The following is a 15976-nucleotide window of genomic DNA, read 5'->3' on the forward strand; positions in this document are numbered from 1 at the left end:
TTAGCTATACTGTATACATTCCTTTAGTTTCTTTTCCTTTTTGATCTGGATGTTCTTTCCATTAACCGTGATCACCTGTTCCTGCACCAGTTCATTTAATACTTTAAACAAAGTCTCATAAGTAGTACCGGCATAGGATGCAATATCCTGTTTGGTAAGTATCACTTCCGTACCAAAGAACTCCCTGATCTTCAGCAGTGCATCTGCAATACGGCCCTTCACATCCATATGCACCATGTTCCGCATACTATGTTCTGCTACCTGTAATTCCTGTGCATATAATAACATCATCTGGTAGGTGAGTTCATTATTCACAGCCAGTGTGGTGCGAAAGAATTCCGCTGTAATGAAACAGGCACTGCCTGCTTCCAAAGCAGTGGCAGTAACCGGGTTCAGCTGTTGTGGCTCCATTCCCCTGTGCCCCAGCACATCGCCCGCTTTGGCAAATTTGATGATCAGTTCCTTTTCTTCTCCCCATTGCTTATGCACTTTCACCTTGCCTTCATGCAAAAAGTAAAAACCCGTAGCCAATTCTCCTTCCTGGAAAATGACCTGCCCTTTTTTGAAACGGACAATGGTGGCATGGGTGGCAATGGCGCCACTCCATTCCGGTAAACTATGTCTGCACAAAAAGCAATTTGGATGGTCGTTCATTGTTTAAATCATATAATTCAGGCAAATTTATGAAAAATATCCCTTTAAAATATTGTTTATGCAATACTTTTGCAGGTAAATAATACAGGTATGAGCAAAGATGAGTCGATTCCCGTTGCACCTTCCTTAGTGGATGATATCCATATAACGGAAGAACGGGTGGTTTCTAAACGGGTATTCTTTTTAAGTATACAGGTGGTATTGAACGCCATTATAATAGGATTTGTGGCGAAGGCCCTGGTGGCATTGATCAACCTGATCACCAATATTTCCTTTTACGGACAATTCTCTTTCGCGGAACATGGTCCTGCTGCCAATCAATTAGGCATCTGGGTAATTGCCGTCCCCGTGATCGGCGGATTACTGGTTGGGATCATTGCCCGCACTGGTTCTGCAGCTATCAGGGGGCATGGCATTCCTGAAGCAATGGAGCAGGTACTGACCAACGAAAGCCGTATCAAACCAATTATCACCATTCTCAAACCTTTGTCTGCCGCCATTTCCATTGGAACCGGAGGTCCTTTTGGAGCAGAAGGTCCCATCATTGCCACCGGTGGTGCATTCGGATCTTTTGCAGGACAGATCATGCATATCACTCCCAGCGAAAGGAAGATCATGCTCACGGCCGGGGCTACAGCCGGTATGGCGGCTATTTTCGGAACACCTATTGCCGCCGTACTGCTGGCTATAGAATTGCTCCTGTTTGAATTTTCACCACGTTCTATTATTCCTGTAGCATTAGCTTGTGCCACAGGTGCCGCCATGCACTATCTCTTATTTGATACGGTACCGGTGTTTGCCATGCCGGTAATTCCATCGCCCACTTACCAGGATATGCTCTGGTATCTTTTGCTGGGTGCAGTGATCGGCGTAATTGCAGCAGTGGTTTCCAAGAGTGTGTATTTCATAGAAGACCTGTTTGAAAAACTCCCCATCCACTGGATGTGGTGGCCGGCCATAGGCGCAGTGGCAGTTGGGGTAACAGGTTACTTTGCACCTTACACCCTGGGAGTGGGCTATACCAATATCACGGATCTGCTGTCCGGCTCTTTGCCTTTGCAATTGGTATTAGGCCTGTGTTTTCTGAAATTCATCTCCTGGTCTGTATCCCTGGGCAGCGGAACATCCGGTGGTACGCTGGCTCCTTTGCTTACCATAGGAGGGGCCACAGGTTTAGCTTTGGGTATGCTGGTGCTCCGCATTTTCCCGGAAAGTTCCATCAACCTGCCCACCTGTGCATTGATAGGAATGGCTGCCATGTTTGCCGGAGCCGCCAGGGCATTGCTCACTTCCATTGTATTTGCATTTGAATGCACCATGCAGCCACATGGGCTGTTACCCTTGCTGGGTGCCTGCACAGCTTCCTATTTCGTTTCCTTTTTTATGATGAAGAGCTCTATTATGACGGAAAAGATTCAGCGGAGGGGCGTTCATACCCCGGATAAATATGAGCCGGATGTATTGCAGAACCTATCTGTGGAAATGGTGATGGAAAAACAGGAAAAGGGCCGGCTGACGGATTTCCAGACCATTTATGTATACCCCGAAAGCAGGCTGGGCCTGGCGATCGACATCATGGGCCGCTACAACATCAACTCCCTGCCCGTAGTGAATAAAGAGAATAAACAAGAAGTTCTGGGTATGCTCGATGCGCAGATGATCCTGAATGCTTACCGGCAAAACCGCAGGGACAATGATGCATATCAGCGGGCCATTTCCATTAAACGCAGAGGTTTTAAACTGATCCTGCAGGGGCGGCAGATATTAAAGTCTAAAGGGAAAAACTGACCGCATAGGATCAATGCCTACATTTGTAAAGCATTATGAAACACCTGGCAGTTTTAAATAAGTACTTCGTCCGATATAAATGGCGCTTCCTTCTTGGTATGTTGTTCACCGCTGTATCCGTTGCATTCAACGTTTTCCAGCCCGTTCTCGTACGGCAGATCTTTGATCTCCTGGAACAGAACCTGAAAAACTATCCCATGATCAGCGATACAGGTTTGAAAGATGCTTTCAGAAGTTCCTTTTCCCAAAGCCTGGCTTTCTATGGGGTATCTATCCTGGGCCTGGCCCTGTTAAGCGGATTTTTCATGTTCCTGCAAAGGCAGACCCTCATTGTAATGAGCCGGTATATTGAATATGATCTCAAAAACGAGGTCTACCAGCATTATCAGCGCCTGGACCTGAACTTCTTTAAAATGAACCGCACGGGTGATCTCATGAGCCGTATCACGGAAGACGTCTCCCGCGTACGCATGTACGTAGGCCCTGCCATCATGTATGCCGCACGTACCGTTATTATGATGGTAATGATCATCTGGCTCATGTGGGAAGTGAACCCCAGGCTCACCCTCTATACTTTATCCCCACTACCTTTGCTGGCCATCACCATTTACTTTGTGAACCGGGTGATCCACAGGAAAAGCGAACGCATTCAATCCCAGTTATCCAATATCACCTCCATTGCACAGGAAAACTATTCCGGCATCCGGGTGATCAAATCATACGTACAGGAAGAGCCCAGCGCTAAACATTTTGAGGAAGCCAGCGAAGCTTATAAGCAGAGTTCTATCAGTCTTGCTAAAACCGATGCCCTCTATCAACCCGCTATGGGACTGATGATAGGGCTGAGTGTGATCTTCACCATTTTCATCGGCGGCATGCAGGTGATCAATGGGAATATCACAGTAGGTAACCTGGCGGAATTTGTATTGTATGTGAACATGCTCACCTTTCCTTTCTTTTCCATTGGCTGGGTGGCTTCTATGATCCAGCGGGCTGCGGCATCACAGCAGCGGATCAATGAATTCCTGGACGAAAAGCCGCTGATCAAAGATGAACCGGGTGCTAAAGAGATCACCCTTAAAGGGGAGATCCACTTTTCAAACGTATCCTTTACTTATCCGCATACCGGCATCCAGGCCCTGAAGAACTTTGAACTGAAGATCAAACCCGGTCAGAAAATTGCCGTCATCGGACGTACCGGTGCCGGCAAAAGCACGCTGGCTCAGTTACTCATCCGGATGTATGATCCGCAGAGCGGGCAGGTTAAAATGGATGGGGAAGATATCCGGAACCTGAAACTCAACAGTTTGCGGACACAGATCAGTTATGTACCACAGGATGTATTCCTGTTCTCAGATACCATCAGTAATAATATCCGCTTCGGCGAACCAACGGCTGCAGAGGAAACCGTACAGCAGGCTGCCAGGCAGGCTTCCGTGGAAAAGGACATCCTTCAGTTCCCCGAAGGCTTTAACACGATAGTGGGAGAGAGGGGCGTAACTCTCAGTGGTGGCCAGAAGCAGCGGGTATCAATTGCACGCGGCCTGATCCGCAACCCCCATATTATGTTGTTCGATGACTGCCTTTCTGCCGTAGACGCCCGTACGGAAAAGGAGATTATAGGTAACCTGTATGCCTATCTGGAAGATAAGACTGCCATCATCATCACCCATAGGATCTTCTCCTTATTTGCCTTTGATAAGATCATCGTTCTGGACGAGGGGAAGATGGTTGAAAGCGGAACACACGATGAATTAATTGCCCTTAACGGATATTATGCAGAGCTATATGCCAGGCAGCAAACCGGGGCAGAAGAGCGTGTAAATGGGTAGTATTCACTCCGTTGTATGTCGCTGCCATCAAGGTTTACGGGAAATATAAGATGTTTTTTCAAAATCATTTAAAAATATTTTGATATTTGTAAAACAATAGTATATTTGTTGATTATTGATCATTCAAACAGGATTTGATTCGTTAACACTTAAATCTATCAACTGTGGCGTACGAAAACAACAATCAACAGGAAAGAAACAACGACAGCATCTTTTCCAAGCGATTGAAAGCGGGTAAAAGAAGAACTTATTTCTTTGATGTAAAAACAACTCGGGGTAACGATTACTTTCTTACTATCACAGAAAGTAAAAAACGTTTCAACGACAACGGTTACGACAGGCACAAAGTATTCCTGTACAAAGAAGATTTTAATAAGTTTCTGAACGCTTTAACAGAAACCATCAACTATGTGAAAACTGAGTTGATGCCAGACTTCGATTTTGATGCTTACAATCACGACTACTCAGAAAATCGTGAAGAAGAGCAGGATGGTGGAGAAGGCACTGAGTCTGCCGGACCACGCGCTGAAGTATCTGCACCTGCAGAAGCAGTGGAAATAGCAGCCCCCGCTCAATCCAGCGAGGATGTGGACAAATGGTAATACATTCCCTGTCAACCAAATAAGAACTCTTTTAAACCTCCGGAATACTCCCGGGGGTTTTTTATTTTAAAGATGCCTGACAAGAAAATATTCCATTCAATGCCCAAATATTCCGTTCGATCAGGTTCATCGTGCAACATTAAAATGCATCGCTTAGTTTTGCTTGTATGAATATGCGCTACCGTTACTGGATATACCAGATTGTGGGATGGCTTTCCTTCACTTATCTCTATAACAACATTCGTACTGACGGCTTTGCTTTCCGTTTGGATGTGTTCATTGACGGGGAATTCTATGGCGCCATCCTCAGCGGTATTTTTTATACGCATCTGCTGCACCTGTACCTGCGCAAACAAAACCTGGCCCGGTACCGCTTTGGGTCACTATTCCTGAAATTATGGTTCAGTGTTTTACTTACCTCGCTGGGCATCACTGCTACCTTTCTTACCTATGAGATCATCATAGCCGGCGGCTGGAACAAGTTCATGGTATCCATGGATGCCGCCAGAACATTCACCAGCAGAACTACCACTTTCATGGTGATCATGGGTATTATCTGGCTGGTATGGCACCTGATAGTATGGGCCTGGGTGATCATTTATTTCAGCCTCCTGCAAAGCCGCTTTAAACGGATGGCACTTGAAGCGGAGAACCGCCTGAAACAGGCAGAGCTGGATACACTGAAGTCTAAACTAAACCCACATTTCCTGTTTAATGCACTGACCAGCATCCGCAGCCTCATCGCTGAAAACCCGCTACGCGCACAGGAAGCAGTGGGAGAGTTAGCAGAAGTGCTCAGAAGCGCCATGTTGGTGGAACATCAGCAGCAGATCTCCTTTGCAAAGGAACTGGAAGTTGTACAGCATTACCTGGCTATTGAAAAGATCCGGTTTGAAGAACGCTTACAGGTGCAATATGAAATTGATCCCGCCGCATATGAGCAATCCATGCCCCCTATGTTATTACAGACCCTCGTGGAAAATGCCATCAAACATGGTATCTCCCAAAAGGCCGCAGGCGGGGATATCAGGATCAAAACACAGATGGAGAACAAACATTATTACATTCATGTGGAAAATACCGGGAAGATAGCTGAGGATACTTTGCAGAACGGTTTTGGTATAACGGGAACCATTAAACGTTTAGCGCTTTTGTATGGTGATAAAGCTACTTTCTCTATCCGTAACACAGGGCAGCATACCGTACATGCTACCGTAAAATTACCCAGGGTATGATTGAAGCAGTGATCGTAGATGATGAAAGACTGGCACGGAAAGACCTGCGTGCGGTGTTGCAGCAGTTCCCTTTCATTACCATCACAGGTGAAGCATCTAATGTGGCGGAAGCCTTACAACTCATTGAACGTACCCTTCCGCAGCTGATCTTCCTCGACATTGAAATGCCGGAAGCAAACGGTTTTACACTGCTGGAACAATTGAAAACGGTACCGGAAGTTATCTTTACCACCGCATACGATGCCTATGCTATCAAAGCATTTGAGGTAAATGCCCTTGATTACCTGCTGAAACCGGTAACCTCAAAACGTTTGGCTGAAAGCCTGGAGCGATTGCAGGAGGTCACAAAACCAGCAGTACAACAAACAGCGCAATACCCTGAGCTCCGGGAAAAGATCTTTGTGAAAGACGGGGAACGTTGCTGGTTTATTCCACTGGGAGACATCCGGTTGCTGGAATCAACCGGAAGTTATACACGCATCTGTTTCGGAAAACATGCGCCACTTTTAGCCCGCAGCCTGCAAGCAATGGAATCACGCCTGAACCCTCAATACTTTTTCAGGGCCAGCCGTAAACATATCGTAAACCTGGAACACGTACAACATATCATTGCACTGAACCAATATATGCTGCAACTGGAATTAACGGACGGTACAAAAATACCTGTGTCCAGGCGGCAATCCATTCTCTTCCGCGAGTTACGCGGTATCTGATGATCTATTAAAATAGTTTATGTATGAAACGAATGTACCTATCGTTAATGGCCATGTTATGCCTGCTTTGTTCTGTTACTATGGCCCAGTCTATTCGCCGGGCAGCTTTCCCCTTAAATGGAACAGGGGATTTTAAACCATTGAAAAAAGCGCTGGCAGGTACACAGATAGTTGGTATGGGAGAAGCCACTCATGGCACCCATGAATGTTTTACCATGAAACACCAGGTATTTAAATTCCTGGCAGAAGAAATGGGGTATACGGTGTTTGCCATTGAGGATGGTATCTATGGCGCCAACCTGATCAACACTTATATCCTTACCGGCCAGGGAGATCCCCGGCAGATATTGAAAGACGAATTTCATGCTGTATGGCAGGTAACGGAGTTGATAGACCTGATAGAATGGATGAAAGATTACAATGCACAGCATACCCGCAAACTCACCTTCGCTGGTTTCGATACCCAGCAGATGGATAGTTATGTACGTGCCCTGCGGACATTTGAAGCACAATACAAAACACATATTTTCACCCCGATCACCGATTACGATGGAGAAGGAATAGACAGCATCAACGATGCCATGCATGCGGCGGAGCAGATCGTAGACAGTGTTTTACAAACACTGCCTCCCAAACCAGCCATTGTACCTGACACTGCCTGGGAACAGGCTACCTGGATGATCAATAACATTGCAGCAGCAATGGATCAGTTCAATGCAAAGGAATTCCTGCTGGGGCTAAACACCCGGGATTCCATGATGGCATTGAATGTTACACATCTTACCAAACTGCATCCCGGGGAGAAGATGATGCTGTGGGCGCACAATGGTCATATCGGCCGGCAGCATATTTTTGCATCGGAGTTCAATACAATGGGCGCAAACTTAAAACGGCATTATGGCCGGGCTTATACCAGTATCGGTTTTGCTACCAGCACAGGCACTTACCGGGCAGTAGTTGACAAAGCAGGGAATATGAGAACTGATAATGCACTGGTCCCGGCAGGCCCCGGAACAGCCGAGTATATACTGCACCAAACAGGGATCCCTGTTTTCCTGCTGCCCTTGAAAAAAGTATCGGTAGAAGGAAAGTTCAGGACTGTGGGGGTATATGCTTCGGAATACCAGTTCCCTGAAAAACCGGGAAAGCTGGGAGATCTGTTTGACTGGCTGATCTATATTGATAAAACCACTGCGGCTATTAGTCTTTAGGCTGGTACAAACTCGTTTACCTTCACGATCATCTCGTTTAAGCGCACCGGCCCAAAGTGACTGGCAAAAGCAACATCTGCAGCATCACGGCCATATGCTACCGTGATCCGCCTGCCTTTGGGTTCCGTTTGCGTGGCATCAAAACAATACCAGCGCCCGGTAAGATATACTTCAAACCAGGCATGCAGGTCCATTGGTTTTAAGCCAAAGAGATACCCTGTTACCATCCTGGCAGGAATATCCAATGCCCTGCAAAGGGAAATACCCAGGTGCGAGAAATCCCGGCATACACCAACTTTAGCAGAGAGCATATCCCATGCGGAAGTAGAACTGTTGGTAGTGCCATATTGATAACGGATATTATTTTGTATCCATTGGCAAATAGCCGCTACCTGTTCATAACCTGTTCCTGCATGTTTTGTGATCTCTGCAGCCAGGTCCGCCATTTTATCAGATTCACAATACCTGCTGGGCAGGAGGTAGTGCAGCATGAAATCAGGGAGATATTCAATCGCCGTCCAGCCCGCGTTATGATCTACTTCTATTGTATCCGCGCAATCTGCCAGCACACTGCTTTCTATGCGAAAGTTGCCTACAGGTAATACTATACGCTGGCAGAGGTTTCCGTAATTGTCCGTGAATTCCGTCATGGTACAGAAGGGACTGGTGTGCATTTCTTCTTTGATCACAAACTGGCCAACGCCGCTTTTTGCACGAAGCATAAAGGTGGTAGGGACCGGGGTTTCGCAGGTAAGGTCCAGCAAACAGGAGGCTTGTATGAGCATGTATGCAAAATAGTGATTTTAAAAGGGAAGCGATGTGAAAGTTCAGGCATACTGCCGGATGATCTGCTCCAGTTGTTTCGCCTGCACCACACCGGATTGCCGCCAGAGGATCTTTCCTTCCTTAAACAATATCAGCGTGGGTACGCCCTGTACCTGGTAAGCCTGCGCGGCTGCAGGGTTCTTGTCTACATCTATTTTGATGATGCTGGCAGCGTCTCCAAGCTCGCTTTTCACATTCTTCAGGATCGGCTCCATTGTTTTACAGGGGCCGCACCAGGTGGCAAAAAAGTCTACCAGAACCGGTTTACTGCTGTTGATCATTTCTGAGAAGGTAGTTGCCATGGCTTTTTTATATAAGGGACACAAATTCAGTGCCCAATAATAAGAAAAGCCCCGGAATACCGGAGGCCTTCTTTACGTTAAAAAAAGAAAATGGTTTTATTTGATATTCGCATTCACCGCAAAACTACTTCAATCCCATATCCTTATTTGCCGCAAACTGCTGTAAGGTGGCAGCAATCTCTTTCTCCAGCGCTGCGCCGGTAAGTTCCTTCTCGAAAGCTTTCTTTTCCAGCGTGCTCATGGCTTTGTACAATGGTTCATTGTTCACTTTTTTCTGCAGAACAACAGAAGTATTTGCCGCATAAAGTTTATCCCAGCTCTTACGCACCAAAGCCCAGAACGCTTTATGCTGTTCCCACCAGGCCTTTGCAGCAGCGCATTTGCTTTCGTCTGTACGATCGTAGGTATTCACACCTTTCTCCTGTACAATCACTTTATCTTTTCCATCTGCTCTTACTACTTTTTTATTATCCTGCTCATGCACAGAACCGGTAGCAGTGATCTCATGATGGTTAATGCGGTGCAGTACATTATAATCATTGCGGGTAGTGTATTCACGGCGGGGCAGAGGAGCATCGCTGGCTGCTTCCCAGTAGTGGCGGCCATCTGTATGAACCCAGGTAGCGGAACCTTCATAACGGGGCTCATCATCCACACCAAATACCTTCTGCGTCCATTGCCCTTTTACCTGTGCTGCCGGCAACTGGATCTTTTTCCAGGTATTGTCTTTATCAAAGGCTAACAGGGTCTGGTTTTCATATTGCCAATCCTCCGTCCAGTGTTTGATCACATCACCTTCTGCTATCAGCAGATGCTGTAATACAATACGTTTATCACTTTCTTCTGCTACAGTAATATACTCCACCGCATCTGTGATCTTTTTATATCCTTTGGGTTTATAAGTACTGTCCGCAGGGAATGTTTCCGTATACTCGAAAGTTACTTCGTGGCAGCCGCACATGTTTTTGATGGCCGCTTTATCCTGTGATAGTTTTTGCTGCGCCATGCTTTGCTGTGTAATAAAAGCCACGGCGAATAGAAAAAGTCTTTTCATTATCGGGTTTTGTTTAAGCAAGGTAGGCTGGACAAGTTTGCCGTTCTTACGGATTCGGGAAAAAGAGTTACGCAAAACGGAAAAGGTCATTTTCCCTTAACAGGCTAATAATTATTTTAATCGGACCAGGGCCATTATATTTGGGTATAAACGACCAATAGTATGAGGGATTGGATAAAGAATATTTTCAATACGAACGAAGAACCTATTCTTGAGGAATGGCGTAATGAACAGTCTATTTATCAGTTCATTAGCAGCAATATAGACACTACCGGAAAACTAAAGGAATCTGCAGAGGAACTGCCTGACGAAAAGAAAGGGGAGAACGATCTCCGCTTTGCTGCCGGGCTGAGCGATACCTTATTTGGTAACAGCGAATCGGAAGAATCCACTGCTCAAATCAACGAGCTGGCTTCCATCATTAAACGGTTTGCCCAATACGGGGATAAAAAGAGCGATCTGAAGATCTATGAACTGATCGCCAGTAATGATAATATCGTAAGTCTCATTGATCCCGTACTGGAAGAAATGGGCAAACTGAGCGTTCCCATTGAACCTTACTTATTCCCCTTTGCGCAGGACCTTTCCTTTAAAGCAACTAACCGCAATGCCGTAAAATTCGGCATTGCCATCCTGGGTGTTTGCCAGCGGGAAAATGTATTGGAAGAAATTAAAACCCTGGGGCTGCATGATGAATTTACCCTTTATACCACCATCGCCATCATCAACTTGTCCGATGATCCGGAAGGTGATCTCTGGGAGCTTTCTAAAAAAGTGAACGGCTGGGGAAAGATCCAGTCGGTAGACAGGCTGGCCAATATGGTTACACAGCCAGCTATAAAAGACTGGCTGCTGCTGGAAGGGTATAAGAACGACATCATGTATGAATACCTGGCTTATACCTGTGCCGTGCATGGAGAACTGGATGAAAAACTTTCCCTGGAGAAAATAGACCGCGCCATGTACATCGCTGCAGGTGAGATCATAGAAGCACTTATTGCAGGAGGCCCGGCTGAAGATATCTCCAACTATACATCTGCCTCCATCGTCATTGAACAGTATGTAAGGCATTCCCAGGAACATGCTACGGAAGTAGGCAACTACATTGTATTAAGCAGCATCTTTAACCTGCTGCAGGACATCCAGGACGATATGACGGACCACGCTGAGAATGGATGGACGCAGGATATTATCTCCAATTGCCTGATCGATATTTCCGCCATCCTGCACCGGCTGGACTGGGAAGAGAAAACATGGGAAGCTTTAAACAGCACGGATAACACCACTTACTGGAGTGGAAAACAGGCCGCCCGCTTATTAGGCCTGGATGTATGGGATGTTTACTGGAAGCGCCTTTTAGCCAGTCCGCATGAAGGCTCGCTCTGGTACGATGTACTTAACGAATACATGGAGCCCCATGTGGATGAAATAATAGACCTGGCGATTAAAACCATCCCTTTAGATGAATTATCCACCGGCCCCGAAGATATACTCGGCCTTGGCCCCAATTATTCCAAATTCCAATCACTGGATTTCATACTACCCTTTTTAGAAAGGCATCCCGGCAAAGGAGAACCTATTCTCATAGCCACCCTGAACAGCCGTGTAACCAGGCACCGTAATTTTTCCCTGCGCGTGCTGGGTAAATGGGGGAAAGAAATTTGGTCACCTGCGCTTGCAGCAGCATTTGAAAAGCTGAAAAGCCTTGAACCAAATGCAGATACAAAGGCAAATATTGAGAAGTTAGAAAGGGGAGAAGCACTGGATTAAAAAAGTACTTGTCTAAAATAAAGAACCCCGCCAATCGGCGGGGTTTATTTTTATTGAATTTAATTAGCAAATAAAAACCTTCATCCTCTGCTGCGCGGGGCAAGGCCTCAACAACCTCCTGCAGGCGAAAATATCTTCTACAAAAAACATCTCCCTAAAACAAAAAAACTCCGCCCTCTATTGCGCGGGGCAAGGCCTCAGCAACCTCCTGCAGGCGAAAATATCTTCCACAAAAGAAAACACCTCTTAAATAAAAAACTCCGCCCTCTGCTGCGCGGCAAGCTCTCAGCAAGCTATCACCCCCTCCATTTCTTATAAGCATTGATCAACCCATTCGTTGAAGTATCATGCGAACTAACCTCCGCATCATCCTTCAACTCAGGCAATATCTTATTCGCCAACTGTTTCCCTAATTCCACACCCCACTGGTCAAAACTGTAGATATTCCAGATCACTCCCTGCACAAATATCTTATGTTCATACAGCGCTATCAGCGAACCAAGGGACCGCGGCGTAATTTGCTTCAGCAGGAAAGAATTCGTTGGCCTGTTACCCGTAAACACTTTAAATGGCACCAGCTCTTCCGCAGTACCTTCCGCCTTCACTTCCTCCACAGTTTTCCCATTCATCAGGGCCTCCGTTTGTGCAAAGAAGTTAGACAGTAATTTAGGATGATGATCTCCCAGTGGATTATGACTGATCGCCGGCGCAATAAAGTCGCAGGGGATCACTTTGGTTCCCTGGTGGATCAGCTGATAGAAAGCATGCTGCCCATTCGTACCTGGCTCTCCCCAAACAACAGGCCCCGTTTGTACATCCACCGGTTTCCCGTTCCTGTCCACATTTTTACCATTGCTCTCCATATTTCCCTGTTGGAAATAAGCCGCAAAACGATGCATATATTGATCGTAAGGAAGGATCGCTTCAGAAGCCGCATCAAAGAAATTCCCATACCAGATACCTATCAGCGCCATGATCACCGGAATGTTCTTCTCAAAAGGTGTATTCCGGAAATGCTCATCAGTAGCATGCGCTCCTGCCAGCAGTTCATGAAAGTTCTTATACCCGATAGTTAGTGCAATAGAAAGGCCGATAGCGGACCAGAGGGAATAACGTCCACCCACCCAGTCCCAGAATGCGAACATATTCTTCGTATCTATACCAAACTCCTTCACCGCTTTTTCATTGGTAGAAAGCGCCGCAAAGTGCAGGGCAATATCTTTTTCAGAACCACCGTTCTCCAGGAACCAGGTACGTGCAGAATGTGCATTGGTCATGGTTTCCTGTGTGGTGAAAGTTTTGGAAGCAATGAGGAAGAGGGTTTCATCTGCTGTTACTTTCTTCAGTGTTTCAGCAATATGCGTACCATCCACATTGGACACAAAATAGGTTTGAATACCCGGAACCCAGTAGGGGCGGAGGGCTTCTGTTACCATTACAGGGCCCAGATCAGAACCACCGATACCAATGTTCACGATATAACGGATACGTTTACCCGAAAATCCTTTCCATTCCCCTTTATGTATCCTGTTACAGCAATCTTCCATCTGTTTCAGTACAGCATTCACTTCAGGCATCACATCCTTTCCATCCAGCAATACCGGTTGGCCGGATACATTCCGCAGTGCCGTATGCAGTACCGCCCGCTGTTCTGTGGCATTGATCTTTTCGCCCTGGAACATCGCTTTGATGGCTTCCTCCAGTTTGCATTCCTTTGCCAGTTCCTGCAGCAGTTGCAGGCTTTGGGCATTGAGGAGGTTCTTCGAATAATCGAACAGGATATCTTCAAACTGCAGCGAGAAAGATTGGAAGCGTTGCGGATCTGCCGCAAAGAGGGAACGCATCTGCGTTTTTTTCATGTCTGCTGCGTGCTGCTGTAACTGTTGCCAGGCCTTGGTCGCAGTTGGGTGTACTGTTGGGAACATACTTTCTGATTAGATTAGTGCGTCAAAAATAAGCTATATAGTGATCTTTTTTCTAACTAACTGCATGAGAATGGATAAAGCTAACACGGCGATAACAATAGTGCCCATAGCTACAATGGGCGCGCATTCCCGCCCGCCGATGGACTCCCTTTTAACGATAATGCCATAAAAAGCCCAGATACATACAAGTGCATAATACACATTATTGTACCTGAAAACCACCAGCACCGCCAGCAGGGTGCCCAGGCCCATCATCACAACCGTCCAGGTGACCTGTGGAATGGGAATATTCCAGGCTACCAGTAAAGCCGTGAGATTAGCAATGGTGGCAATACTGATCCATCCCAGGTAAATGCCGAAAGGGAAATGGATAAATACCTTTTCCGGTGTAAACGCTCCCGGGTGGCCTATACGGAATTTACGATGGATGACGATCAGGCTGGCCAGGAGCACCAGCATACAGCAGAACGAAAGGAAGATCATGTTATAATGCCAGGCAAACAGCCAGCAGGCATTACCCAGGCAACTGAGCAGGAACCAGCCTTTCATCCTCACCATAAAGGCCTGCAACTCTATGGCATGCCCGTTGAAAAATGCCAGCCGGTACTGGTAGGCCACAAAACCCAATAACCCCAGGTAAATAATGCTCCAGATGGAAAAAGTAAATCCTGCCGGAACAAAAAGGTTGGGGTATGCATCTGAAACCTCGCCGGTGGTTTTACCGTTCAATTGAGACAGGTTAGCCATGGCATTCACACCGATCACAATGAGCAGGGCCAGGATATTGAAGATTGCTTGCTGACGGTAATGACCAACGCTCTGACGGGTTTCCATAACATTTGGTTTGAAATTGCTCCGCAAAAATCTAACCATAATTAGGCGATAATGCTGTTTCGTATTTACTGAATATTAATTTATCTTTGCGGACTTATGACAATAGAACAATTGAAGGCTATGAGGGACCGTCTGTACGTCCTGGGAGGTTTTCTTTAACGTACAGGACCGCATAGACAAAATAGAAAATGATAAGCAGATGACCCTCGCCCCGGGATTCTGGGATGATAACGAAAGGGCAACTGCTATCCTGAAAGAAATTAAGGTGAACAAATTCTGGGTGGATCTTTACAATCAGGTAAAGGACGCCATTGAAGATAGCGCCGTTCTGCTGGAATTCCAAAAAGAAGGTGAAGCAACTGAGGAAGAAGTGAAAGCAGCTTATGATAATGCCACTGCGGCATTGGATGAGCTGGAGTTCAAAAGCACCCTCAACCAGCCGGAAGATGAAATGCCCGGCGTTCTCACCATCAATTCCGGCGCCGGTGGTACCGAAAGTCAGGACTGGGCAGAGATCCTTCTCCGCATGTACCGTATGTACGGTGAAAAGCAGGGTTGGAAAGTCAGTGAGATCGATGTGCAATACGGAGATGGCGCAGGCATTAAATCTGCTACGCTTGAATTCGATGGGGAATTTGCTTACGGCCTGCTGAAAGCAGAAAGTGGGGTTCACCGGTTGGTGCGCATCTCTCCATTTGATTCCAACGCCCGCCGCCACACATCTTTTGCCTCTGTATTCGTATACCCGCTTGTAGATGATACCATCGAAGTAGCTGTTAACCCTGCCGACCTGGAATGGGAATTCTACCGTTCAGGTGGTAAAGGTGGTCAGAACGTGAACAAGGTGGAAACCGCCGTTCGCCTGAAACATATTCCTTCCGGTATTATCATCGAATGCCAGCAGGCACGTACACAAGGGGAGAACCGTACCAAGGCATTGACCATGTTGAAGTCCAGGTTGTACGAAGAAGAGATCCGCAAGCGCGAAGAACTGAAGAATGCATCGAATGCAAATAAACGCAAGATCGAATGGGGTTCACAGATCCGCTCTTATGTTTTCCATCCGTACAAAATGATCAAAGATCACCGCACCGAGTATGAAGTAGGAAATATCGGCCCTGTAATGGATGGTGAGCTGGATGGATTCATCAAAGCGTACCTGATGATGCAGAAAGAAGAAGAGAAAGGTTGATCCGAACACCAACCATATTTATAACAAACAACAACAATC

General features: G+C 46.5%; 14 protein-coding genes. 8 read left to right on the forward strand and 6 right to left on the reverse strand.

Annotation, left to right across the window (positions count from 1 at the left end; all coding sequences use genetic code 11):
- On the reverse strand, positions 1–654 hold the full coding sequence (locus AAHN97_RS10280; protein WP_343307513.1) for a Crp/Fnr family transcriptional regulator: 654 nt from the start codon (positions 652–654) through the stop codon (positions 1–3).
- A gap of 90 nt (positions 655–744) precedes the next feature.
- On the opposite strand from AAHN97_RS10280, the gene AAHN97_RS10285 reads away from it, so the two are divergent.
- The 6 genes from AAHN97_RS10285 (at position 745) to AAHN97_RS10310 (ending at position 8035) form a co-directional block, all read left to right on the forward strand.
- Positions 745–2442 carry a chloride channel protein gene (locus AAHN97_RS10285; protein WP_343307514.1) on the forward strand — a complete coding sequence of 566 codons (1698 nt, stop codon included), beginning with the start codon at positions 745–747 and terminating at the stop codon, positions 2440–2442.
- A 35-nt stretch (positions 2443–2477) separates the two neighbouring features.
- Positions 2478–4274 (forward strand): ABC transporter ATP-binding protein, encoded by a 1797-nt coding sequence (locus tag AAHN97_RS10290; RefSeq protein ID WP_343307515.1) that lies wholly within the window; start codon positions 2478–2480, stop codon positions 4272–4274.
- Between the two features lie 164 nt (positions 4275–4438).
- On the forward strand, positions 4439–4876 hold the full coding sequence (locus AAHN97_RS10295) for a DUF3276 family protein (RefSeq protein ID WP_343307516.1): 438 nt from the start codon (positions 4439–4441) through the stop codon (positions 4874–4876).
- A gap of 167 nt (positions 4877–5043) precedes the next feature.
- Entirely contained in the window at positions 5044–6111 is a 1068-nt protein-coding gene (locus tag AAHN97_RS10300; RefSeq protein ID WP_343307517.1) for a sensor histidine kinase, read from the forward strand.
- Entirely contained in the window at positions 6108–6824 is a 717-nt protein-coding gene (locus tag AAHN97_RS10305) for a LytR/AlgR family response regulator transcription factor (protein WP_343307518.1), read from the forward strand. Before AAHN97_RS10300 ends, AAHN97_RS10305 begins: the two co-directional genes overlap by 4 nt.
- A 23-nt stretch (positions 6825–6847) precedes the next feature.
- Positions 6848–8035 carry an erythromycin esterase family protein gene (locus AAHN97_RS10310; protein ID WP_343307519.1) on the forward strand — a complete coding sequence of 396 codons (1188 nt, stop codon included), beginning with the start codon at positions 6848–6850 and terminating at the stop codon, positions 8033–8035.
- On the opposite strand, the gene AAHN97_RS10315 is transcribed toward AAHN97_RS10310, so the two are convergent.
- The 3 genes from AAHN97_RS10315 to AAHN97_RS10325 all read right to left on the reverse strand — a co-directional run bounded on the left by AAHN97_RS10315 (position 8032) and on the right by AAHN97_RS10325 (position 10216).
- Complete coding sequence (locus AAHN97_RS10315) at positions 8032–8820, reverse strand: transglutaminase-like domain-containing protein (protein ID WP_343307520.1); 789 nt, start codon at positions 8818–8820, stop codon at positions 8032–8034. The genes AAHN97_RS10310 and AAHN97_RS10315 overlap by 4 nt on opposite strands.
- 42 nt (positions 8821–8862) lie before the next feature.
- The gene (gene trxA / locus AAHN97_RS10320; protein ID WP_343307521.1) at positions 8863–9162 is read right to left on the reverse strand and encodes a thioredoxin; all 300 of its coding nucleotides are present in this window, start codon (positions 9160–9162) and stop codon (positions 8863–8865) included.
- Between the two features lie 124 nt (positions 9163–9286).
- A complete protein-coding gene (locus tag AAHN97_RS10325) occupies positions 9287–10216 on the reverse strand; it encodes a DUF6607 family protein (protein ID WP_343307522.1) in 930 nt (309 codons plus the stop codon).
- Positions 10217–10378: 162 nt separating this feature from the next.
- Between AAHN97_RS10325 and AAHN97_RS10330 the strand changes: the two genes are divergently transcribed.
- Positions 10379–11986, forward strand: coding sequence for a hypothetical protein (locus tag AAHN97_RS10330; protein WP_343307524.1), 1608 nt, complete (start codon positions 10379–10381; stop codon positions 11984–11986).
- Positions 11987–12282: 296 nt separating this feature from the next.
- Here AAHN97_RS10330 and pgi read toward each other — a convergent pair whose 3' ends face one another.
- Both pgi and AAHN97_RS10340 read right to left on the reverse strand, forming a co-directional pair.
- Complete coding sequence (gene pgi, locus AAHN97_RS10335; RefSeq protein WP_343307525.1) at positions 12283–13911, reverse strand: glucose-6-phosphate isomerase; 1629 nt, start codon at positions 13909–13911, stop codon at positions 12283–12285.
- Between the two features lie 33 nt (positions 13912–13944).
- On the reverse strand, positions 13945–14745 hold the full coding sequence (locus AAHN97_RS10340) for a hypothetical protein (RefSeq protein WP_343307526.1): 801 nt from the start codon (positions 14743–14745) through the stop codon (positions 13945–13947).
- Between the two features lie 96 nt (positions 14746–14841).
- On the opposite strand from AAHN97_RS10340, the gene prfB reads away from it, so the two are divergent.
- Positions 14842–15937 (forward strand): peptide chain release factor 2 gene (gene prfB, locus AAHN97_RS10345; protein ID WP_143197363.1). Its coding sequence is split into 2 segments (ribosomal slippage): positions 14842–14901 and positions 14903–15937, totalling 1095 coding nucleotides; the frame shifts between segments, so codons are not numbered across the junction.
- Positions 15938–15976: the final 39 nt, after the last annotated feature.

The organism is Chitinophaga niabensis, assembly GCF_039545795.1.
Lineage (GTDB): Bacteria > Bacteroidota > Bacteroidia > Chitinophagales > Chitinophagaceae > Chitinophaga > Chitinophaga niabensis_B.